This window comes from Sphingobacterium wenxiniae (assembly GCF_900116225.1).
Classification (GTDB): Bacteria; Bacteroidota; Bacteroidia; order Sphingobacteriales; family Sphingobacteriaceae; genus Sphingobacterium; species Sphingobacterium wenxiniae.
Genome location: NZ_FOZZ01000017.1, coordinates 17,281 through 39,471 on the forward strand (window position 1 = coordinate 17,281; position 22,191 = coordinate 39,471).

The window sequence follows — 22,191 nt, forward strand, 5'->3', positions numbered from 1 at the left end:
CTTATTAGTTTATTTTTATCTATATTTGTATTGTATTAAGTAAATCTGATATGGAAAGCCATCGCTTTCCATCTAAAAACCCATTGCGTTTTGAAGGAAATAAGTGTTATTGGCGGGGGTAGTTGGGCTACTGCATTGGTAAAGATTCTAACGGAAAACAAAGTTCATGTCCATTGGTATGTCAGGCGTCATCAACAGGCCGACATCCTTAACCAAAAGGGGGTAAATCCCGACTATTTGCAAGGGACAAAATTGGATGCAACGTATATCGAAGCGTCTACTGATTTAGAAGCGGTTATTTCCAAAAGTGAAATATTGCTTTTTCTTGTTCCGAGTGCACAGCTTCCCGCTATTGTAAGAAATATAGATACCGACTTGCTGAAAGAAAAGTTTGTTATCACCTCTATTAAAGGCACGGTAGGTGAGAACAATGACTTGCCCAGTGCGTTTATCAGCCAGACTTTTCATTTGGGCGAACAGCATCAAGCTATGATAGGTGGCCCTTGTCATGCCGAAGAGATTGCGGGAAATAGAAAGACCTATATGACCCTTTGCAGTGCAAACCTGCCGTTTTTGCGTCGGATAGCAGACTGGTTCACTACGCCTTATGTACGTGTACAACTGAGTGCAGATCTATTAGGTGTGGAATATGCCGCTATCTATAAAAATGTAGTTGGTATTGTATGTGGTATGGCCAAAGGATTGAACTATGGCGACAACTTTATGGCCGTGTTGGTATCCAATGCCATATACGAATTGGAAGTGTTGCTTAGTGGTGTCGGTGCATCCACCAACCGGATGGGATGTTCGCAGTATCTGGGGGATTTGTTAGTCACGGGCTATTCCGCACATAGCCGTAACCGCACTTTTGGAGAGTTGATCGGGCAGGGTTACTCCGTGGTGCAAAGTCAGACGATCATGTCCATGGTGGCAGAAGGCTATTACGCGACAAAAGGGCTATTCGAGACGGCTTCACGCTTTGGTTTGAACCTGCCATTACTGAATACCGCTTATCGTGTATTGTATAACCACATGCCCGTAGTAAGTGAATTTAAATTGTTAGAAAGGAATATAAAATAATGTTATTAGCAACAGATTTAGATGGTACGTTCTTAGGTGGAAAAATGGAAGATCGCCTGCGTTTGTACCGTATTATAAAAGAAAATAAAGATATACAACTGGTTTTTGTGACCGGTCGTGGCTTAGAATCCGTTATACCCTTACTGAATGACCCAATTATCCCGACCCCAAATTATATCATAGCCGATGTAGGGGCTACGGTGGTCAACGGCTATACCTTGGAATCTATAGAACCTTTACAGAACGAAATAGAGAGTAAATGGCCCAAGGTATACGATATACGGGCGGAATTTTCCAAGATCCCCAACCTAATTTATCAAGAGGTGCCGCAACAACGCCGTTGTTCTTTCTACTATGATGAACAGGTAGATCTGGATACGGTCCGCAGTATTGCAGATAGTTTTGACTGTGATGTCATCACTTCAGTCGATAAATACTTGGACATTATGCCCAAGGCAGTGAATAAAGGCAACACCCTTCGTGCTTTGGTTGATCTCTTGCATATTGCGGATGATGATGTTCTTGTTGCAGGCGATACATTGAATGATCTTTCCCTTTATCATGTAGGTTTCCGTGGGGTAGCCGTCGGTAAATCGGAGCAAGGCCTGTTGGATAGCACCCAGGAAAATGAAGCCGTTTATCATGCAGAACTGCCCGGTGCAGGAGGGATATTGGAATGCATGGAAGCCTATAAACCTTTCAGCAATTTTATCCCCGAGAAGACTGCTACAGCGGTGAGAGCCAAAAAGGAAAGCAATCCCCAGCTGGTTATGGTATACCATAGACTACCTTTTGATAAGGAAGTTGTCAATGGGAAGGCTGTTCGGGTGGCTCCCAAAAGTCCCAACGGGATTATCCCATCGCTATTGGGCTTATTTGAGCAAGGAAGAGCCGGGATGTGGATTGGTGAAGAGGTACTGCAGCAGGATGGTCAGCCTGTTAAGAACCAGCTGATTGACGAAGAAAAATACCCCAATTTGGTGGCCGCAACGATTTCACTTCCTAAAGAGGATATTGACCAGTTCTATCGAGTCTTTTCCAAAGAGGCCTTTTGGCCAACTATTTTCTCCTTTGTGGACAGAGCCAAATTCAATCACGATGACTGGAACCATTATCTGGAGATCAACCGTGTTTTTGCAGAGCGCATAGCCAAAGAGGCGGATGAGGGGGCGCTCGTTTGGATACACGAGTATAACCTGTGGATGGTGCCCGCATACCTCAAACCCCTTCGACCGGATCTGCGTATTGGATTTTTCCACCATACAGCTTTTCCTGCCGCCGATATTTTCAATATCATCCCTTGGCGCAAGGATATTATCGGAAGCCTGTTGCTCTGCGACTTTATCAGTTTCCATATTCCGCGCTATGTCGAAAATTTTGTGGACGTATTGCGGAGCCATACACCATTTAAAACAATACAGAACATCCCTGTCGCCCATCAGTTCCTGACCTATAGCTGTGCCTTAGGTGTGGATGAAATGACCAAGATTATCGAAGTCGATGGCCGACGCATCCGCTTAGGGGCACAGCCTGTTGGCGTGAATGTCGACCATATACAACGCTTACTGAGCAAAAAGGAAATCAAGCAAAAGATAGAACAGCAAATGGAGAGGAAGGAACAGGCTGAGGTCAAGCGTATCGTGTCCATTGAACGGCTCGATTATGTGAAAGGTCCATTGGAAAAGATAGAAGCTTTTGGTGAATTTCTGGCGGAATACCCCGAGTTTAGAGGCAAGGTAGAACTAATTAATGTCTGTACGCCTCCTTCTCAAGGTATGAAGATTTATGACGATATCCGTGATGAAGTGAATCGGGCAGTAGGTGAAATCAACGGTGCTTATTCCACCATGGATTGGACACCGATACAGTATTTCTATCGAAGTATGCCTTTTGAAGAAGTGGTGGTGCAATATGCTTTAAGTGATGTCGCTTGGATTACGCCCTTGCGTGATGGCTTGAACCTAGTTGCCAAAGAGTATGTTGCCACACAAGGTATCCGAGAAGGCAATGGCGTGCTTATCCTATCTGAATTCGCGGGTGCCTCGGTGGAATTGCCTTATGCCATTCTGACCAACCCGTACGATAAAAAGAGCATGAAAGAAAGCCTGCTGAAGGCTTTGGTCATGGATGAGGAGGATGCGGCATTACGCATTAACCGCTCGTACGAACAGGTACAGCATTATGATATACATTACTGGGGCAGGGACTTTGTCCGTGAACTGGAAATGAGCGGTAAGTGATGAAAGAGTTGCCTTCATCTGTCCTGCTAAGCTTGTCGAAGCATAACAGATGAAGGCGACATTTTACACCTTTCTCGCTGATACAGCCTTATTCAGACTGTAATTCATATAAATCTTAATCAGCAACAACGCACCGATAAACCACAGTAAAGAAGCGTGTCCGATTTCTGAAGCCAGCTTGCCGAATAGCAAAGGCATTAAAGTGATACCGATATAGGCGCAGGCCATCTGTATCCCCATAATGGATTGGGATTGCTTTTCTCCAAAGTTCTGTGGCGTTTCATGCAACAAACTTGGGAATATCGGCGCACAACCTAAGCCGACCATAAAAAATGCCGGTAATAAAGTTGTCTCAAAAGGTAGGAGCAGGGTGAGTAAGCCTAAAATAATGATACCCTGTCCAACGTAAACCAACTGGCGGTTAGTCAATTTTTCGGTCATAAAACCAGAAACGAAACGGCCAAACGTTATACCCACATAGTAAACCGATACCAATCCTGCGGCTTTCTCTGGAGCAAATCCCCGCGAAAAGACCAAATAGCTGGCTCCCCAAAGACCGAAGGTTGCTTCAATGGAACAATAACAGAAGAAAACAATTAAAGCCTGTTTCAGTCCCGGTACCTTTAGCAAGGTTAGAAAAGATTGTTTTTCTGCAGTGCTGCCTTCCTCTTCCGATCCGGATGACGTTCGCACCCAAAAAGGAATAGAGAGCAGAAGAATAAGTACCAAGGAAATCTGTATCCATCCTACAGTTCGATAGCCTGCTGTCCAGGATTCTCCATTAGCTAAGTAATGAGCCATAATGATAGGGCCTAAGGCAGCCCCCACGCCCCAGAAACAATGCAACCAATTCATGTGCTTTGCCTTATAGTGCAAAGCCACATAATTGTTGAGGGCGGCATCCACACAACCGGCACCTAAACCCAGCGGAATGGCCAGCAGACATAAATAAATAAAATGCTGAGAATAGGAGAAGCCCAGTAAGGCTAACGCTGTGAGCAATACACTGAACAAGGTGACGTATGCCACACCAAAGCGTTCGATAATCTTGGCACTGAACAGACTGGAAACAACCGTTCCGCCTGCTACAATCATCGAAATGATACCTGCAAAATGTAGCGGAACATTCAGGTCTATATACATCTTGGGCCAAGCAGGGCCTAATAAAGAGTCAGGAAGACCAAGGCTGATAAAAGCCAGGTAAATGACAATCAGAAGCAATCCCTTTTTCATATATCGTTTTAGGTTTAGTAGTTAGGCTAAATATAAGAAATCCTTTCTTTTCCGTAAAAATATTAGTCCAATACTTCTTTTAGGAATAGTAAAGTGTGATTCCAGGCTCTATTGGCCATGACAGCATTGTAATCTGCCGAATTTGGGTTGGTGAACGTATGGCCACAGTGTGCATAGGTGATAATCTGCCAATCCGCCATGCCTTCATTCAGTTCACGTACTAATTGATCATAATCTGCTTGGCTGACCGACTTATCTTCAGCAGGGTGTTCGACCAATACTTTTGTATGTATGGCGTTGTTAGGTCTGTCTGTGGCTTTTGCTAATCCCCCATGTATACAGACCACTCCCTGGACAGCAAATCCCGCACGGGCAACCTCCAAGGCTCCAGTTCCCCCGAAGCAGTAGCCGATAACCGCAATTTTTTTAGGGTTGGCTCCTTGTCGTACCAGTTCTTCGAGAGCTATAGCGATACGCTGCTGATAGGCTTTGTAGTCGTTTTTATAATGCGAAGCTATTTTACCTGCTGCAGTGTTGTCTGTTGGAGTATTCCCTACGCCATAGATATCCGCAATGAAAGCCATATATCCTTCTTTCTGCAGATCTAAGGCCGCTTGTTTGGCTTCCTCATCTATGCCTTTCCAAGCCGGCAATATCAACACGGAAGGAAGGTTTTGTCCGGTGTTGGCTGTGACCATCCCACGGAGTTCTTGCGTACCGTCTTTGTACGATACTTCTTTAAGGCCTTGTGCAAAGCTGCTCTGCAATAGACTCATACTTATCAAAAGGATCAATAATTTACGCATAGCCTAAAGATAAAGAAAAAAGTACATGATTTTACAAATCTTTAGCCGGCCTATATTTCAGCTAGTAAAGAGAGTGTGTAAAACGGTTTCCAAACCGCAAAATGCGTTCCCGAAAGCTTTCGGGACGAGGAGTGCAGCGACGAAGCAATCTGCATTTTGACATCATTCCCGATTCAGTAGGCTGTTTAAAAACTTAAAAAAACTTCGTTTGTCTATCCTTCGACAAGCTCAGGATGACACATGAGCAGTTTTTGTCTTAGCTCTGTCGCTGTGCCTCGACTATGGCGAAGGAAGTGCAGCAAAAACAGAAATTTAAACAGCTTCTCAGACGGGACTTCGTTGCCTCCACCGCCAGAGGTGTGACACAGCGCAATGAGATGATGTTTCGGTTTTTAGACAGCCCCTGTATGCTTAATTCTCTGCAAAAGATTTGCTTAAAAATAGCCGTTTTAGCATTTTGAAAGAAACAGTAAAAAATAACACAGAATTTTGGTGACAAAAATATGACAATTGATATTTTTTTAGTATTATTGAATGGAAAAGAGAATGATAAAAATACGATTATGAGAAGAAGAATATTAACACTAATGGGCTGTGTGCTTGCCATTGTAAGCATCAGCGCTTTTACCACATTTGAGAAACAGGAAGATCCAAGGCCGACCAACTTGAAAGTACTTCCTAAAAATATCAGTTCCGAGGAGCTGGAAGGGACGATGAAAGCTTTCAATGCAGCTTTGGGCGTGAAATGTGGTCATTGCCATGCCCCGGGAGAGAAAGGACTGGATTTTGCCAGCGATGCCAACCCCAATAAACAAGTGGCACGCGAAATGATGAAAATGACCACTAAAATCAACAAGAAGTACTTTAAAAATCACGAAAAAGACGGTGTATTGTTGCAAATCGGTTGCGGAACCTGCCATAATGGACAGGCTGAACCTCAGATGCACACGATAAGCAGATAGTTGCTCCGTGTAAGTGTAAGCAAAAATCCCGAAAATATTTTTTCGGGATTTTTTGGTTATAGAAATTACGGCTTTTAATAATTGCCTGCAATGAAATGAAGATACAAAACCGACGTAACTAAGTATAATCTTTAGACCCCGCATAAATAGGGCGAATAATATCTCATCGTGGCTTTCTGGATTATGGTCCACAATAACTCATTATTATCGGCGAAGATGTCAATCTAATCCTAGAAAAGAGGAAATATCGGGAAAAGGCAAGTGTAGAACAGACTCCTGACTTCTTCGACTTCTGTTCGACAATTGTTCGAGTAATGTTCGGCTGTGCTTCGGGACACGTTCGAGACAACTTTGGGACAGCTTCGGGTTTTCTTCGGCTGTGCTTCGACAATTCTTCGACTATGACTCGAAGGATTGTCGAAGCGTTCCCGAAGAGCTGTCGAAGGATTGTCGAACATGGTAGGGAGAAGGTCGGTAGCATATCCGAAGAAAGATAGATGCAAAACTCGAAATGTACCCAAACAATATTCCACCTTATCTCGTATTGTACCTTTAATTGCTGAACCTTCTTTATAGTGATAATTTAGCTCTTGATATCAAAAAAAACAATATATAGTATACCCATGGGAAATGATTTAACAGGTAAAGCAAAAGAAGAAAAGAATATGGTTTTTAAAAGGAATCAACTATGAGGCCTTATACTATCTTTTAAATATCTTTGCGCCTTGGATGGATCTGCTCTCTGTCTGAAAGGAAATTTTTTAACTACGATATGAAACAAAAAATAATGACATTACTGCGTATCGCATTTTTTTGCTCTCTGGGATTTTTTAATCCATGTTTTGGTCAAAGTAAAGATTATGTCGAATGGTACTTAAGGACACCTGATAGTCTTGATGTTTATAATCAAGATATTTATGTACGGGAATTGGGTACAGGAAAGGATACAGTTGTGATTATACATGGGGGATTTGGTGCTAACCATGACTATATGTTGGATGCTATTGAAGGATTAGAAGAAAAATATCACTTTGTGCTTTATGATCAAAGAGGCTCTCTTCTTTCGCCTGCGCCAAAGGAAAAACTGACATTTCAGAAAAATGTAGGTGATCTGGATTTACTTATAAAACAACTTGGCAATGCAAAAGTCAAAATTATGGCTCATTCAATGGGGACTTTAATTGCTATGGACTATCTTAGTCAGCATCCGGATAAAGTTTCGAATCTCGTTTTGGTGGGTGCTATTCCAGCGCAATCAGATAGTATAGGTAGTGTTTTTTCGAAGCGTAGTGAAGAACAAGTAAGATATCTGAGTTCAAGACCGGAAATCAAAGAATTACCAATCTATAAAAGATACAAAGAATTAAACGGTCAGTTTATTAGTGATAAAGAACGGACTGATTTTAATCGCATGGCGTTTGCAGCTTCTAACATCTATCGGATTGATAGATATAAGCTCATGCGCGGAGGGTTCCATTATTATAAGGAAGATGCTTCTGTAATGGTGGAGACAGTGAACTGGAAGTATGATTATAGGAAGTTTCTTAATGACGATGCTAAAACGACTATTATCTTCGGGGCGTATGATTTCCTTGACTTTAATGGTGAATTGCACCAGGCACTTATAAGGGACTATAATAAAATTGATTTCGAATTGATCGATTCAGCAGGACATAATATTTGGATAGATCAGCCAGAGCTTTTTAGAAAAGTACTGGATAATGCCCTAAGCAGGTAAACAGCTTTGGTTTATACAATCATGTGCAAGAGTAAACGCTATTCATTTTATGGCTCCGCCACCTTATCTCGTTCTCGTTTAAGCATAGCGATAACGAAGATGATCTTCAGGCAGGCGAGCTGGTAACGTACTTTCTTCGGAAGAATAACAAAAAAAAATACAAGCATAAAATACAGGAAGAACTTTCAGCCTTTCGTATCTTTATCTTATGAAAGTAAGCATTCGTATTGAATACTGTCCCAAATGCGGGTGGATGTTGCGGGCTGCCTATATGGCACAGGAGCTGTTGACTACCTTTACCGGTGATATTTATAGTGTAGAACTTATACCAAGCGAGATAAGCGGTCGTTATACTATTATGCTCAACCAGCAAGTCCTTTTTGACCGAAAACGGGAGGGACGTTTTCCCGAGATCAAAGAGTTAAAGCAATTGGTTAGAGATCAGGTGAATCCACAAAAGGATTTAGGGCATTCAGACAAAAAATAAGATAGAATCGAAACATAGTATATGAAAATATTGCATACGGGCGATTGGCATTTGGGCAAACGCCTGGATTTTTTTTCACGATTAGAAGAACAAAAAGAAGTATTAGACGAAATCTGTCATATAGCAGATCAGGAGCAAGTGGATGCTGTTATCGTAGCAGGCGATCTGTTTGATGCTTATAACCCTCCGGTAGAAGCCATCGAACTGTTATATAAGACACTGCGTCGGCTGACAAATGGCGGTAAACGCCCTGTCATCGCCATCGCAGGCAACCACGATAGTGCGGATCGTATTGATGCGCCTGATGTATTAGCAAGGGAATGTGGCATTCTATTTATCGGTTATCCCAACGCCAAACTCAATACCTTGCAGATAGAAAACGGCTTCTCCATTACCCAGACAGACCACGGCTTTGTAGAGATCCAATTACCGCAATACAATTACCCATTAAGGGTGTTGACCACACCTTTCGCCAACGAATGGCGCCTTAAGCAGTTTTTGGGTATAGAGGATAAAGAACAACAGTTGCAGGAAGTGCTGCGGCAACGTTGGCAGGCCTTGACCGACACCTACTGTGATGAGCAGGGCGTCAATATGCTGACAGCCCATCTTTACATGCTACAGCGAGGGGGAGAAGTGCTGGAAGAGCCAGAAGGAGAGAAGCCTCTAAAAATCGGGAATGCGGATATAGTTTATTCGGATAATATCCCCCGACAGATACAATATACCGCTTTGGGTCACTTGCATCGCTTTATTCCCATAGCCGGGCATGCGGCTCCCGTGATTTATGCAAGCAGTCCTTTGGCCTATTCCTTCTCAGAAGCCGGACAACAAAAATATGTGGTGGTGGTAGATGCTGTCCCTAACCATCAGGTGAGCTGCGAGAGGGTGGCATTGACCTCGGGAAGGCCCTTGCATCGCAAACGCTTCGTACAGATAGATGAAGCGGTAAGCTGGTTGCATGATAACCCCAACGCTTTGGTAGAGTTGACCTTGGTCAGTGATACTTATCTGACATCCATGGATTTAAAACGGATACATGAAGCACATGATGGCATTATCCATATTATTCCTGTAGTGAAACAGGATACAGCTTCTTCCACAATGGCAACTAATAGTATTAACCTGGATCAGGACATCCAACAGCTTTTTCTGGATTATTTCCGATATAGGACAGGACAGGAAGCCAATACGGAAATTATCGATTTGTTGCATGAAGTGATATACCACGAATCAGAAGAGGAGGACTAAGTTTGTTACCATTATATTTAAGTATAGAAGGATTATATTCCTACCAAGATAAGCAGGAGATCGATTTTACAAAGCTGACGGAAGCGGGATTATTCGGGATTTTTGGTAATGTAGGGTCAGGTAAATCATCCATTCTGGAAGCTATAAGCTTTGCTCTCTATGGCGAGACTGAGCGGTTGAATAAGCAGGAAAAGCGCACGTACAATATGCTCAACCTCAAATCGGATGCTGCGCGTATTGTGTTTGAATTCCTGAATTTTGAAAACTGCAAATTTCGTTTTGTTGCGCAATGGAAGCGACGCAAGAAATTTGAAGATACGACGACCTTGGAACGCTATGCCTACGAATGGCTGGAGGAGGAATGGAAGCCCTTGGAATCAGCGGATGGAGCTTTGGTAACCCACCTCACTTACCCTAATTTCCGACGGACTATTATTATTCCACAAGGACAGTTCAAGGAGTTTCTGGAACTGAAAGGAAAAGACCGTTCGGAAATGATGAAAGATATCTTTCATCTGCAACGTTTCGACTTGGGAGGGAAAGTGTCGTATCTGCAACGACAGAATAACAGCCGATTGGATAATCTAAAGGGCGTGCTATCGGGTTTTGAAACTGTCAGTGCAGAAGTTATCGAAAGTAAGAAGACAGAGCTAGAAACGGCACAGGTACAATTGAAAACGGTACGAGAGGAAGTGCTGTCTTTGGAGGACCATTGTAAAAAACTGAACGAAAGCCTGTCAAACAGAAAAGAACTATCTTTGAAAAAAGGGGAGTTACAACTTTTGCAGCAGCAACGCCCGAAGGTACAGCAGATGGAGACCGATGTGCAGGTCTATGAACGGACCCAGCAGGTTTTTCGTGAATTGCTCAATCAGGCACAAACATTGAATAAGGATAAGGAGCAACTGACCCATAAGATTGAACAACTGACCGCCAAAAAGCAGTATACTCTTGAACAGTTGGAACAAAAAGAACAGGAATGGAATGCGATTGCCGATGATTATAAACAGTTAGGCAGGTTTCGTGCAGAAATAGAAGATCTTAAATTATTAACCCTAAATAGACAGAGCGAACAACAGCGTGCTGTTTTGTTCAAAAGGTTGGAAGATGGAAAGCCATTCTTAGAGCAGGAGTTAAAGAACGAACAGGAAATCCAGGCACAGATTGTGGAAAAAGAACAGTTGATGGATTCCCTTCGGGAAAGCAAAGTGGATACGATGCTGTTATTAGCAATGGAAAATTGGTTCCAGACGCAAGATAACCTTTTGACGCAGACTGCCGAAGGGGAAAAACAGTTACGCGTTTTGGAAGAAGAGATTGTGGGTATTCAGCAGGAGTTTACTACGTTGTCTTTGAATACAGACACCTGGGAAACCCATCTTTCGGCAGAAGAAACCCGGTTACAACAAGAACTAAACGAATTACAGCAAAGCATTATGCAGGTACAGGTGCAGGTAAAACTTTCTGAATTTGCAGAGAATCTCCATGAAGGTGATCCTTGTCCTTTATGTGGTGCTACCGAGCACCCCCATATCCGTCAAGGACATGACCTAGTGGACAAAATGCAGGAATTGAATAATCGAAAGATACAACTGCAACAGGAATTGGAGACGGTGAAACGTAACTTCAATCAACTGAATCGTTCTTACGCACGTTTGAAGGATAAGTATAAACAACAAGAACAATGGAAAGCCACCTTGTCAGAGGGAGAGCAGAAGAAACAACTTCACCTAGAGGCTTTTGTATGGGAAGGATTTTCCCCCTCAGATAGGTCTGCATTTCTATCGTACAAGGAACAGAGCCAAAACTCTGAAAGTAAAATCCGTGAAAATGAAATGGCAATCAAGACGTTACGTCAACAGTTGTTACAAAACCAGGGAAAAGTAGAAAAGTATAAAGCCACTCTGGCTGAGTTTGCACAAAAGATTACTGTTTTAGATGGTCTGGTACAGCAGAATAGGGGGCAGTTGCGGACTTTGCGTGAAGAAGATTTAGCAGAAAATAATGAGGAAACCTTGCAACAGCTCAAAGAGCAATTGGAAAGCAAAGTCCTTTTTTTGGAAGAAAGCTACTTGAGGTTATCGCAAACATTGCAGGATCTGAAAACAGGCTTTGCAGCGGTGAATGCCGAAAGAGCTGTAGCCAAGGAACAGTTTCAGCAGCTCTATCAACAACTGAACCAATGCCAATCCGAGATTTCAAACTTGTTGGTTGAGTACGGCTTTAACGATATTACCGAAGTACAACAGGTTCTGCGACGTAATTTGGATGTTGCTGCCATACGGAAAAACATCCATGAATTTCATGTGCAGTATGAAGTGCTCTTATCAAAAATCGAAGAGTTGGATAAACGTATAGCGGATGATGGTTTTACCGAAGATATTCATCGGGAGAAGACGGAACTGCTTACTCTAAAAAGGGAAGAACTGGAGTTGCAGATCAGGATAACGGGTGGATTGGAAAAAGAATGCGTGCGTCTGCAATCAGAGTTTGCACAGAAAGAAGCGCTATTGGAGGAATATGAGAAACTGAACCTGCGGAAGAGTAATCTTACTACATTGGAGAACCTGTTTCGTGGCGCTGGTTTTGTCAATTATGTATCCAGTATACACTTGCGCCAGCTCTGTGCGATTGCGAATCAACGTTTCCACCGATTGACAAAAAATAGTCTGAGCCTTACGGTCAATGAAAGCAACGAGTTTGAGGTCATAGATTACCTGAACAATGGTTATGTACGCTCGGTTAAGACACTGTCGGGAGGGCAAAGCTTTCAAGCTTCTTTATGCCTTGCACTGGCTCTTGCGGAAAACATACAGGTATTGAATAAGGCGGATAAGAACTTCTTCTTTATTGATGAAGGTTTCGGGACGCAGGATCGGGAGAGTATCAATACCGTATTTGAAACCTTGCAGTACCTACACAAGGAAAATCGTATTGTTGGTATTATCTCCCATGTGGATGAGTTGAAAGAACGCATTCCGAAATCCATTACCGTTGTGAACGATATGGAAAAGGGTAGTCAAATTAGGTTTAACTAAAAATAAAATAGGTTATATCATATTTACAGGTTATTGCTTAACTTGCTTATGTAAATCTTAATTTATGAATGTATACGAACTAATCTCGATCGGATTGTACATGTTGCTTATGATTCTCATAGGTGTGTACTCATATCGCAAATCCAATAACAATTCCGATGAGTTTTTAATTGGTGGCCGACAAATGGGGGCTGCTGTCACCGCACTTTCAGCAGGAGCTGCAGATATGAGCGGATGGCTATTGATGGGACTGCCCGGAGCGATGTATATTTCGGGTTTATCGGCTTCTTGGATTGCAATAGGCCTTACCATTGGCGCATTTCTGAATTACATCCTGGTAGCACCACGGCTACGTGCTTATACAGAGGTAGCAAGCAATTCTATTACTATTCCGGTATTCTTCGAGAACCGTTTTCGTGATAAATCCCGCCTTCTGAAGATAACTTCCAGTTTGCTGATCCTGATATTTTTTACGCTGTATACCTCATCAGGTATGGTAGCAGGCGGACGTTTGTTCGAATCGGCTTTTGGTATGGATTACCATATGGGATTACTTACTACGAGTCTCGTGGTTGTACTGTACACCTTTTTGGGCGGTTTCCTCGCGGTGAGTTTAACCGATTTTGTACAGGGAGCAATTATGGTCTTGGCTCTTATTGTACTACCAATTGTACTATTTACAGAGATAGGGGGAGTATCGGAGACATTTGATATTATAGAAAATAAGAGGTCGACCTATCTGCAGCTTTTTCAAGGAACGACCACAATAGGTATTATTTCACTCTTAGCATGGGGACTGGGGTATTTTGGTCAACCGCATATCTTAGTTCGTTTTATGGCGATCGATAAAATAAGCGATCTAACCAAAGCACGCCGTATCGGTATTACCTGGATGATTTTCACTGTTGGTGGGGCCATGCTGGTTGGGCTTTTGGGAATAGCGTATCTATATAAATATGACCAAGCAACAATGGCGCAGTTTGATGGATCCAAAGCCTATGCGGAAACAATTTTTATTCACTTATCGCGCGTTCTCTTTCATCCCTTAATTGGTGGTTTTCTGCTTTCCGCTATTTTGGCAGCGGTGATGAGTACGATTTCTTCTCAGCTATTGGTGACTTCCAGTTCATTGACGGAAGATATTTATCGTGAGTTTATCAATAAAGAAGCTTCTCCTAAGCGCCTGTTGTTGATTAGCCGTTTGTCCGTATTAATTGTGGCAGTAATAGCCTATGTATTATCCATTGTCCCAAAAGACAGTATCCTGAATCTGGTAGGGAATGCCTGGGCAGGATTTGGAGCGGCTTTTGGCCCTGTGATTTTGCTGAGCCTACTATGGAAAAAATCCACCAAATGGGGAGCTTTGGCCGGAATGTTGGTCGGAGCAATCACGGTATTGGCTTGGGTATATGTGCCGCATAATTACAAAGATGTCTATGAGATGATACCGGGCTTTACACTAGCTATAGTGACGAACGTTATTGTGTCTCTAATGACCTATAAGCTGGATACGGAAATTATGGAGGAATTTGCGGAAGTAGAGCGCTTAATAAAAGACAAAACAAGGTAATTTGTTTTACCTTTGCGCTATATGTATAAGAAATATGCCATCATTGTAGCAGGAGGTTTTGGAAGTAGGATGGGGAGTACTCTACCTAAACAATATCTCCTATTAGCTGGCAAACCGGTATTGATGCATACTATTCGCCAATTCGCCGTATGTGGTGAAGAGTTGGAAATTGTGGTCGTTATCCATCCGGAAATGAATGGATACTGGAAGGAACTGTGCGGGACGTATGGCTTTGATGTGCCGCATCATGTGGTGTACGGTGGCGATACTCGTTTTCAAAGTGTGAAACGGGGTGTGGATTTTGTTTTGCAGCAGACTGACGACATAGCGAAAACCCTTATCAGCATACATGATGCTGCACGTCCTTTGGTGACAACCGAAATTATCCGAAAATCTTTTTGTGAAACAACCGATAAGAAAGCCTGCATTGTTGCCGTTCCAAGTATCAACTCTGTACGGGAAGGTGACAGCACGGAAAATATAGCCAAAGATCGCTCCCGGATATGGATGGTACAGACTCCCCAGACCTTTACAGCTGATCTTTTGCAACAGGCTTTTCTCCAAGGGGAATCCCCGGTCTTTACGGACGATGCTTCTGTCGTTGAGCAATTAGGCCAACGCATATATATCATTGAGGGCGATTATCGAAACATAAAAATCACCTATCCCGAGGACATCGAGCTTGCTAAACTTTACATGGATACATTGGAGAGGCGTTAATCTCTTCTCAAAGAATTCAACATTAATGTATTTTTGGGCTGTCTAATAGATCTGTCACATAGCCTAAAACTTCCTGTTCTGTGTAGCCATCTTCCAGCATAGAAAAAGTGAGATACGTAGCATAAATTTCCGCACTGAAAACCACATGCTTATCGGAAATGATTTTATCAATGGTTTCTTCGTAAACCTCAATGCCGATATGTTGAAGTTCATTGTGCAGATTGGTGGAAATAGTTTGATGATCCTCACCCGATGCAAAGGCTACAATGATATGCAAGATGAGTTGATCTAAAATCTCCGGTGCGATACTCTCGGCCTTTTCGCCATAGTCTTTAATATCCACTCTTTGCCTTGCACTCTTGACAATCTTATCCCAAATGAGGTATTCTGTTGTGGTATGCATAATTATAGTGTTTACAATTTAGGTTTAAATATATTGAAAAGTGGGCAAATAGACAAATTGTTTTATTAATTTTATGGCTGTTTGTCTAATTTAATAAAGCATGAAGATTCCAGAAGAATTTCTACATTTCGTCTGGCAGTTTAGGCTATTTAACCAATTCGAACTGTTGAGCCAATCCGGAGAGCCGATCCGTGTATTGGAAGTTGGAATGCCCAATAGAGATGCCGGACCAGATTTTCTTTTTGCCAAAATACGTATAGGACAGACCGATTGGGTCGGTCATGTGGAGATACATGTAGATGCGAAGGATTGGGAAAGGCATGGCCATGGGCAGGATCCAGCCTATAACAATGTAGTTTTGCATATTATATGGCAAAATGAATATACCGCTAACCGCCAGGATGGCACCACGATTCCGACATTAAATATTCAACCTTATGTGGATATGAATCTTCTCTATCGGTATCACGAAATTATAGAAAACCTAACGTGGATTCCGTGTGAAAAAATGATGTCGGAGGTTCCCGAAATGATTAAGACAAATACCTTGCAACGTATGCTGGTCGAACGTTTGGAAGAGCGTTGTCTACTTATAGAGAAATTGCATTTGGAATTTCAAGGTGATTGGGAACGCATTCTGTTCATTTTACTTTGTCGGAGTTTTGGGATGAAAGTCAATAGCGAAGTGTTTGTGAATTTAGGTAAGATGGTCAACCCGATGTTGTTGCGAAAATATAGAGAACAACCGGAAAAGATAGAAGCAATATTGTTTGGGCAGAGTGGATTGCTGCCCGGGAATATCTCCGACGAATATGAAGATAGGTTAAAAAGGGAATATGCTTATTTGAAACAGCTCCATCAACTCGAGGAGATAGAGCTTGTGTCTTGGCGTTTTATGCGTATGCGGCCCTACAATTTTCCAACCTATAGGCTTGCACAGTTGTCGGCATTGTATACGGTCTATCCCTCTCTATTTTCTGTGATTATGGAGGTTGGAAATATTGCTGTATTTAAAGAAAACCTTTCGCGTATTAAAGCATCGGCTTTTTGGGAAACACATTTTCGCTTTGGAAAAACTTCTCCAGCCCATAATACCCAGCTAACTAAGGTTTTTATTGAGCACATTGTTATCAATGTTTTTGCTCCGATACTTTTTTCCTATGGTAAATCTGTGGATAGGGCAGATTTCCAAGAAAGAGCTATAGCTTGGTTAGAGAATTGTGCTGTGGAGGATAATGCAATCCTCCGAAAATTTAAAGAAATAGGCTTGCGGGCTTTTTCTGCTGCAGAATCACAGGCCGCTCTCCATCTCAAAAAGCACTATTGTGATGCAAAAGGCTGTTTGCAGTGCATGATTGGCCTAAAATTGATGAAAATCTAATTTACATGTAGGATCTCAGCAATTTCTTTATGACCTTTTTCTAAAGCTAAATCTGAAGCAGTCATACCATAATCGGTCTTGATGCTGATATCTGCACCGTTTTCCAACAACAGAATAATCATGTCTATATTTCCCTGTTGTGCGGCAAGGTGCAATGGTGTGATGCGTGAGTTCTGTACCACATTTACTTCGGCTCCTGATTCTAAAAGCATCTTGGCTATGTTGTTGTATTGTCCACTTAACGCAGTATGCAATGGATAGACACTGTAGCCGTTTTGCGAACAGATATTCGGATCAGCATGTTTGGTCAACAATATCCGTACGATGTCTTCTTGGCCAAAGTGTGTTCCGATTCCCAAAGGGGTAAAACCATGTGTTGAGATTTCGTCCACGACCTCCGGGAGTTGTTTAAGCATCATTTCCACATGTTCTGTCAAACCGATAGCACAGGCTTCATGTATAGTGATTGTCGTTAAATGATTGAGTATGGTTTTGATAACCTGATCTTTATGATAATAACAAGCTAACAGCAAAGGAGAGATTTCATGGCTCGTCTTTTCGCGTAGCAACTCCGGTTGATTTGTCAATAGGATCTCTAAATCGTGGTGGTTTCCCGTTTCAATATACTCTTCTAACTTCAGTAAGCTCATCGACATTATACTTTGTCACGAAATAAGTAAAAAAATACGAAAACTGAGGGAATTGTTAATAACATTTACTTTGTTAATAATCGATAAGTTGAAATTATATCAAGTCCTATAAGAGCAAAATAGATGGAATATAATGAAGTAACACTGTCAATTGTAGTAATTTTTCTACAAATACAAAGGAAGTCACAGAAAATGTTTTAAAAAATAGATTTTAGTTGGCATTTTTGTAATGCCCTTCCCAGGGGCATGTTTTTCATAGGTAGATGTAGGGTCGAATAGAATCTATTCGACCCTTTTTTATTAGCTTTGTTCACGTATGACGCAGAAAAGAAAAATAGTTGTAGCCATTACTGGAGCCAGTGGGTCTATTTATGCCAAAGTGCTGTTAGATAAGCTTGCCACTTTGGAGAATCAGATTGCCGAAGTGGGCATTGTTATGTCTGATAATGCAAAAGATGTATGGACTTTTGAATTGCAGAACGACTCCTATAAAGATTATCCTTTTACATTTTACAGCAAGCACGATTTTATGGCACCTTTTGCCTCTGGTTCGGCAAAATTTGACACGATGATCGTATGTCCTTGCTCGATGGGAACGTTGGCTCGTATTGCCCAAGGGATTTCATCGGACTTGACGACACGTGCAGCAGACGTTATTCTCAAAGAACGCCGTAGATTGGTCCTTGTGGCCCGTGAGACTCCACTTAGCAGCATTCATATCAAGAATATGGATATGGTTACGCAAGCAGGAGGCATTATATGCCCGGCAAGTCCGTCTTTCTATAGTGTACCTAAGACTTTTGAGGAATTGGCGGCTACGGTTGTTGATCGTATATTGTCTTTATGTGATATCCATGTCGATAGTTACAGTTGGGGTAGTGAGCAAAAAAACCTGTAAAATTTAAAACGGGGGTATAGATTTATTTTGTACATTTGTTTTTCAATGAAACAGCTATTCATATTGGTCGATTCTATCCGTATTTTCATTGATTTTTCACCAGAAAAAGCGTCCAATTCTGCTATCCGTAAGCTGATTTATTTCCCATTCTTAAAAAGATATAATATATTAACTTTAAACGTGTTTATATAATTCACATGAATAACATATTAATCTCTTCTGCTACACTTATTTCTCCTGGTCATCCAAATAATGGGCAAATTGTCGATATTTTGATCGAAAAGGGAAATATCAGCAAAGTGTCCAAAAAGATTGCCGTAGAGAATACCAAAATACAGGTCATCGATGCTAAGGGGGCTGTCGTCTCTCCGGGTTTCTTTGATTTGAATGCCAATTTTGGCGAACCGGGATTGGAGACAAAGGAAGATATTAACACTGGTACTGCAGCTGCGGCTGCTGGAGGTTTTACAGGGGTAGCTGTACACCCAAATACAAATCCTGCTGTACATAGCCGTTCAGAAGTGGCTCTCATCGTGAATAGTGCAAAGGGCAATTTGGTCGATGTACATCCGATAGGGGCAGTAAGCAAGAAAAGAGAAGGAAATGAATTAGCCGAATTATATGATATGCAAACCAAGGGAGCTATTGCTTTTTGTGATGGAAACCATAGTGTGCAACAAGCGGGCTTGATGGCACGCGCGCTATTATATAGTAAAGGGTTTGATGGATTGATAATATCTTTTGCGGAAGACGAATCTATCGCGGGAGGCAATCAGATGAACGAGGGAGAAATGAGTACTTATCTGGGAATGAAAGGTAATCCGAATCTTGCAGAATCCTTGATGGTAGCTCGTGATTTATTTCTTGCTGAATATAATGAGGCACCAATACATTTTACAACTATTTCTACGGCAGAATCGGTAGACCTTATCAAGAAAGCGAAAGCCAAAGGTTTGAAAGTAACCTGCGATGTTGCGGCCCATCATCTGGTATTAACAGATAGTGAAGTGGCTGACTTTGATAGCAACTATAAAGTGACGCCTCCTTTGCGTACAAAGAAAGATATAAAAGCACTGTTGAAAGGCTTAAAGGACGGAGTGGTGGATGCTGTTGTTTCACAACATACACCCCATGAAATCGAGTTTAAAAACGTGGAATTCCATATTGCAAAGCCGGGTATTATTGGTTTGCAAACTGTATTGCCATTTTTGGTACGAGCGGGATTGGATGCAGAGACTATTGTTGATAAATTGGCTATACAGCCCCGACAAATCGTTAACAAGGAGGTCCCTACACTTTTGGAAGGGACACAAGCTAACCTGACTATTTTCTCGACAGAAGACAAATGGGTATTCAATGCTGATACCAATCGTTCTAAAGCGGCTAATAGCCCATTGTTCGGGCAAGAATTAAAAGGTAAAATAATTGCTGTAATTAATAATGGGCAATTGATTAAAAATTAAATTATTATGGATTCAAAAATTAAAAAAGCTTTTCAAGCGGGAATTGCTGCTTATGCGAAAGCCGAACAGATAGATCAGGTTGATTTTGAGAAAGCGCTTCAGGCAGCTTTTGAACAAGAAGCTGCATTTATGGATAAAGTAGAAGCTTTAGATCAAGTCTTTGATGATTATCAATCTTTTGAAGAACTTCGCGAAATCTACTTCGACCTATTGATGATTAATTTCTTTGTGGACGATGTGCAGAAGCTTGAAGAAGATTATCTGGATTCTCCGGAATGGGAGGAAATTGAAGAGCAAACCATCGATAGAGGAACGGAATTATTGAATATCTTCCTTTATTTAAATGAATGTGCTGATGAAGATGTAGAGCCATCTTTGGACGATTATTTGAAAGAATTCTTACTAGTCGAGGAAGATGAATTTCAAGATGAGTATAACATCTATGAAAAGGTGATAGCCAACCAGATATTGGTGGATAGCACATATGGTGAAATTGCAAAGGTAGCCAAGGGGTTAGGACATCAAGAAGAACTGAAAGAACTTTTCTATCCGATAATGAGTTTCTTCAATGAAGCAAACCCTTCCGCAGAGCATTTGAATGATTATGCGGAAGCAGCTCCAAATAAATCTTTGGATATTGCTGTATACGAACTTATTGTAAACTTTAATAAATAAAATTATGAACGAAATGACAAACACTTTTCCGGAAGCGGAAGTAAGAAAAGAAAGTATCAAAAACGGTATCTATATTGGTGTTATCGTATTGATATTAAACATTGTATCAGTGTATATGTTAGTCAATGTGGCTAATTTCCAGATGGCTTCGATTGTTTCAAGCGGGTTATTCTTTGTTATCTTAATCGCTTTAGCGGTTTATTTTTCATCGCTTTTGCGTAAAGTCGCAGGAGGATTTTGGTCTTTTAGCCAAGCGCTAAAGCATATTTTTCTAATGTTGGCTATTTCTGTATTGATTTCACAATTTGGCTCTGCTGTATTTAATGCCATTAACCCAGAACCACAGCAGATTGTATTCGACAAAACCATTAACTTTACGATTGAAACCTTGGAAAGTGTTGGTGCGGATGATGAGATGATTGACAAACAGGTTGCTGAATTGGAAAAGACAAGAGAAGAATTGCGCAGTTTTTCTTTAGGACAGACCCTTAAAGGTGTTGGTATCACGTTGATTATGTATTTTGTATTCTCCTTGATTTTGGCAGCTATCTTCAAAAGAGAAAGACCTGCATTCATGAGTGCTGTAGATAATACGGATAACAGTGCACACCCTTGGCAAGACAATAATTAATAAGGAAAAACAGGGTGGATATTTCAATTGTAGTTCCTTTATATAACGAGGAGGAGTCTTTACCGGAGTTAACCGATTGGATTCGTCGTGTGATGCACCAGCATAACTTCTCTTACGAGATTATACTGGTGGATGATGGTAGTAATGATAAGTCTTGGAAAGTGATCCAAGACTTGAAGCTACAGCATGAGGAGATCATCGGTATAAAGTTTAGGAGAAATTATGGCAAGTCCGCGGCTCTAAATATTGGATTCAATGCGGCGGAGGGAGACGTGGTTATTACCATGGATGCTGATTTGCAGGATAGTCCGGATGAAATTCCTGAATTGTACGATAGAATCACAAATCAGGGAGCTGATTTGGTGTCTGGGTGGAAGCAGAAACGCTACGACCCGATAACGAAGACTATTCCTACCAAACTTTTCAACGCTGTGACTCGTAACATGTCAGGTATTCATAATTTGCATGATTTTAACTGTGGACTGAAAGCCTATCGTAAAGATGTGGTCAAAAGTATAGAGGTTTACGGTGAAATGCATCGTTATATACCTGTTTTGGCCAAATGGGCAGGATTTAAGAATATACAGGAACAAATCGTACAGCATTATCCACGTAAATACGGAACGACTAAGTTTGGCCCAGGGAGATTTGTCAAGGGTTTTTTGGACTTACTCTCTATATTTTTTGTAGGGAAGTTCGCCAAGCGTCCTATGCACTTTTTTGGCCCAATCGGGGTGTTGAGTTTCATGGTTGGTTTTGTAATTACTTGCTACCTCATTTTTGAAAAGTTGATGAGCATTGCTAATCATACGCCTTATCGCAATATCACTGATCAACCATTATTCTATCTATCTCTTGTAGCGATATTGATCGGGACACAACTGTTTTTGACAGGCTTTATCGCGGAATTGGTGTCTCGCAATTCCACAGAACGTAACAAATACCATATAGAAAAGGTGATTTAA

Annotated in this window: 19 protein-coding genes; 15 read left to right on the forward strand and 4 right to left on the reverse strand. The window is 41.6% G+C overall.

Annotated features, from left to right (window positions below):
- Positions 1 to 90 precede the first annotated feature (90 nt).
- Together BM375_RS16165 and ggpS are read left to right on the forward strand one after the other, a co-directional pair.
- The gene (locus BM375_RS16165; protein ID WP_093367579.1) at positions 91 to 1,080 is read left to right on the forward strand and encodes an NAD(P)H-dependent glycerol-3-phosphate dehydrogenase; all 990 of its coding nucleotides are present in this window, start codon (positions 91 to 93) and stop codon (positions 1,078 to 1,080) included.
- Positions 1,080 to 3,320, forward strand: coding sequence for a glucosylglycerol-phosphate synthase (ggpS, locus tag BM375_RS16170; RefSeq protein ID WP_093367580.1), 2,241 nt, complete (start codon positions 1,080 to 1,082; stop codon positions 3,318 to 3,320). The genes BM375_RS16165 and ggpS overlap by 1 nt, the downstream gene beginning before the upstream one ends.
- A 63-nt stretch (positions 3,321 to 3,383) precedes the next feature.
- On the opposite strand, the gene BM375_RS16175 is transcribed toward ggpS, so the two are convergent.
- Entirely contained in the window at positions 3,384 to 4,553 is a 1,170-nt protein-coding gene (locus BM375_RS16175; protein WP_093367582.1) for an MFS transporter, read from the reverse strand.
- Between the two features lie 62 nt (positions 4,554 to 4,615).
- The gene (locus BM375_RS16180) at positions 4,616 to 5,359 is read right to left on the reverse strand and encodes a dienelactone hydrolase family protein (RefSeq protein WP_093367583.1); all 744 of its coding nucleotides are present in this window, start codon (positions 5,357 to 5,359) and stop codon (positions 4,616 to 4,618) included.
- A 563-nt stretch (positions 5,360 to 5,922) separates the two neighbouring features.
- On the opposite strand from BM375_RS16180, the gene BM375_RS16190 reads away from it, so the two are divergent.
- From BM375_RS16190 to BM375_RS16220, 7 genes are all read left to right on the forward strand, one after another.
- Positions 5,923 to 6,321 (forward strand): c-type cytochrome, encoded by a 399-nt coding sequence (locus BM375_RS16190; RefSeq protein WP_093367638.1) that lies wholly within the window; start codon positions 5,923 to 5,925, stop codon positions 6,319 to 6,321.
- A 772-nt stretch (positions 6,322 to 7,093) separates the two neighbouring features.
- Positions 7,094 to 8,059 (forward strand): alpha/beta fold hydrolase, encoded by a 966-nt coding sequence (locus BM375_RS16195; RefSeq protein WP_093367586.1) that lies wholly within the window; start codon positions 7,094 to 7,096, stop codon positions 8,057 to 8,059.
- A 208-nt stretch (positions 8,060 to 8,267) separates the two neighbouring features.
- A complete protein-coding gene (locus BM375_RS16200) occupies positions 8,268 to 8,546 on the forward strand; it encodes an Rdx family protein (RefSeq protein WP_093367587.1) in 279 nt (92 codons plus the stop codon).
- A 21-nt stretch (positions 8,547 to 8,567) separates the two neighbouring features.
- A complete protein-coding gene (locus BM375_RS16205) occupies positions 8,568 to 9,797 on the forward strand; it encodes a metallophosphoesterase family protein (protein WP_093367589.1) in 1,230 nt (409 codons plus the stop codon).
- Between the two features lie 2 nt (positions 9,798 to 9,799).
- Complete coding sequence (locus BM375_RS16210) at positions 9,800 to 12,835, forward strand: SbcC/MukB-like Walker B domain-containing protein (RefSeq protein ID WP_093367590.1); 3,036 nt, start codon at positions 9,800 to 9,802, stop codon at positions 12,833 to 12,835.
- A 64-nt stretch (positions 12,836 to 12,899) separates the two neighbouring features.
- Positions 12,900 to 14,405, forward strand: coding sequence for a sodium/proline symporter PutP (gene putP / locus BM375_RS16215; protein WP_093367591.1), 1,506 nt, complete (start codon positions 12,900 to 12,902; stop codon positions 14,403 to 14,405).
- Positions 14,406 to 14,426: 21 nt separating this feature from the next.
- Entirely contained in the window at positions 14,427 to 15,125 is a 699-nt protein-coding gene (locus BM375_RS16220) for a 2-C-methyl-D-erythritol 4-phosphate cytidylyltransferase (RefSeq protein WP_093367593.1), read from the forward strand.
- Between the two features lie 22 nt (positions 15,126 to 15,147).
- On the opposite strand, the gene BM375_RS16225 is transcribed toward BM375_RS16220, so the two are convergent.
- A complete protein-coding gene (locus BM375_RS16225) occupies positions 15,148 to 15,528 on the reverse strand; it encodes a hypothetical protein (RefSeq protein WP_093367594.1) in 381 nt (126 codons plus the stop codon).
- Positions 15,529 to 15,628: 100 nt separating this feature from the next.
- On the opposite strand from BM375_RS16225, the gene BM375_RS16230 reads away from it, so the two are divergent.
- A complete protein-coding gene (locus BM375_RS16230; protein WP_093367596.1) occupies positions 15,629 to 16,909 on the forward strand; it encodes a DUF2851 family protein in 1,281 nt (426 codons plus the stop codon).
- On the opposite strand, the gene BM375_RS16235 is transcribed toward BM375_RS16230, so the two are convergent.
- Positions 16,906 to 17,559 carry an ankyrin repeat domain-containing protein gene (locus tag BM375_RS16235; protein ID WP_093367597.1) on the reverse strand — a complete coding sequence of 218 codons (654 nt, stop codon included), beginning with the start codon at positions 17,557 to 17,559 and terminating at the stop codon, positions 16,906 to 16,908. The genes BM375_RS16230 and BM375_RS16235 overlap by 4 nt on opposite strands.
- A gap of 316 nt (positions 17,560 to 17,875) precedes the next feature.
- On the opposite strand from BM375_RS16235, the gene BM375_RS16240 reads away from it, so the two are divergent.
- From BM375_RS16240 to BM375_RS16260, 5 genes are all read left to right on the forward strand, one after another.
- Positions 17,876 to 18,457, forward strand: coding sequence for a UbiX family flavin prenyltransferase (locus BM375_RS16240; RefSeq protein WP_093367599.1), 582 nt, complete (start codon positions 17,876 to 17,878; stop codon positions 18,455 to 18,457).
- A 197-nt stretch (positions 18,458 to 18,654) separates the two neighbouring features.
- A complete protein-coding gene (locus BM375_RS16245; protein ID WP_093367600.1) occupies positions 18,655 to 19,920 on the forward strand; it encodes a dihydroorotase in 1,266 nt (421 codons plus the stop codon).
- A gap of 6 nt (positions 19,921 to 19,926) precedes the next feature.
- Entirely contained in the window at positions 19,927 to 20,595 is a 669-nt protein-coding gene (locus BM375_RS16250; RefSeq protein WP_093367602.1) for a hypothetical protein, read from the forward strand.
- 4 nt (positions 20,596 to 20,599) lie between these two features.
- The gene (locus BM375_RS16255) at positions 20,600 to 21,226 is read left to right on the forward strand and encodes a DUF4199 domain-containing protein (protein ID WP_093367603.1); all 627 of its coding nucleotides are present in this window, start codon (positions 20,600 to 20,602) and stop codon (positions 21,224 to 21,226) included.
- 14 nt (positions 21,227 to 21,240) lie between these two features.
- Positions 21,241 to 22,191: a glycosyltransferase family 2 protein gene (locus BM375_RS16260; protein ID WP_093367604.1), complete on the forward strand. Its 951-nt coding sequence runs from the start codon at positions 21,241 to 21,243 to the stop codon at positions 22,189 to 22,191.

Bases quoted from the DNA above. Each gene is read 5' to 3' on its own strand.
- BM375_RS16235 (WP_093367597.1), bottom strand. From the start codon at position 17,559: ATGAGCTTACTGAAGTTAGAAGAGTATATTGAAACGGGAAACCACCAC.
- BM375_RS16220 (WP_093367593.1), top strand. From the start codon at position 14,427: ATGTATAAGAAATATGCCATCATTGTAGCAGGAGGTTTTGGAAGTAGG.
- BM375_RS16255 (WP_093367603.1), top strand. From the start codon at position 20,600: ATGAACGAAATGACAAACACTTTTCCGGAAGCGGAAGTAAGAAAAGAA.
- BM375_RS16225 (WP_093367594.1), bottom strand. From the start codon at position 15,528: ATGCATACCACAACAGAATACCTCATTTGGGATAAGATTGTCAAGAGT.
- BM375_RS16190 (WP_093367638.1), top strand. From the start codon at position 5,923: ATGAGAAGAAGAATATTAACACTAATGGGCTGTGTGCTTGCCATTGTA.
- BM375_RS16180 (WP_093367583.1), bottom strand. From the start codon at position 5,359: ATGCGTAAATTATTGATCCTTTTGATAAGTATGAGTCTATTGCAGAGC.
- BM375_RS16245 (WP_093367600.1), top strand. From the start codon at position 18,655: ATGAATAACATATTAATCTCTTCTGCTACACTTATTTCTCCTGGTCAT.
- BM375_RS16200 (WP_093367587.1), top strand. From the start codon at position 8,268: ATGAAAGTAAGCATTCGTATTGAATACTGTCCCAAATGCGGGTGGATG.
- BM375_RS16230 (WP_093367596.1), top strand. From the start codon at position 15,629: ATGAAGATTCCAGAAGAATTTCTACATTTCGTCTGGCAGTTTAGGCTA.
- putP (WP_093367591.1), top strand. From the start codon at position 12,900: ATGAATGTATACGAACTAATCTCGATCGGATTGTACATGTTGCTTATG.
- BM375_RS16175 (WP_093367582.1), bottom strand. From the start codon at position 4,553: ATGAAAAAGGGATTGCTTCTGATTGTCATTTACCTGGCTTTTATCAGC.
- BM375_RS16205 (WP_093367589.1), top strand. From the start codon at position 8,568: ATGAAAATATTGCATACGGGCGATTGGCATTTGGGCAAACGCCTGGAT.
- BM375_RS16195 (WP_093367586.1), top strand. From the start codon at position 7,094: ATGAAACAAAAAATAATGACATTACTGCGTATCGCATTTTTTTGCTCT.
- BM375_RS16250 (WP_093367602.1), top strand. From the start codon at position 19,927: ATGGATTCAAAAATTAAAAAAGCTTTTCAAGCGGGAATTGCTGCTTAT.
- ggpS (WP_093367580.1), top strand. From the start codon at position 1,080: ATGTTATTAGCAACAGATTTAGATGGTACGTTCTTAGGTGGAAAAATG.
- BM375_RS16240 (WP_093367599.1), top strand. From the start codon at position 17,876: ATGACGCAGAAAAGAAAAATAGTTGTAGCCATTACTGGAGCCAGTGGG.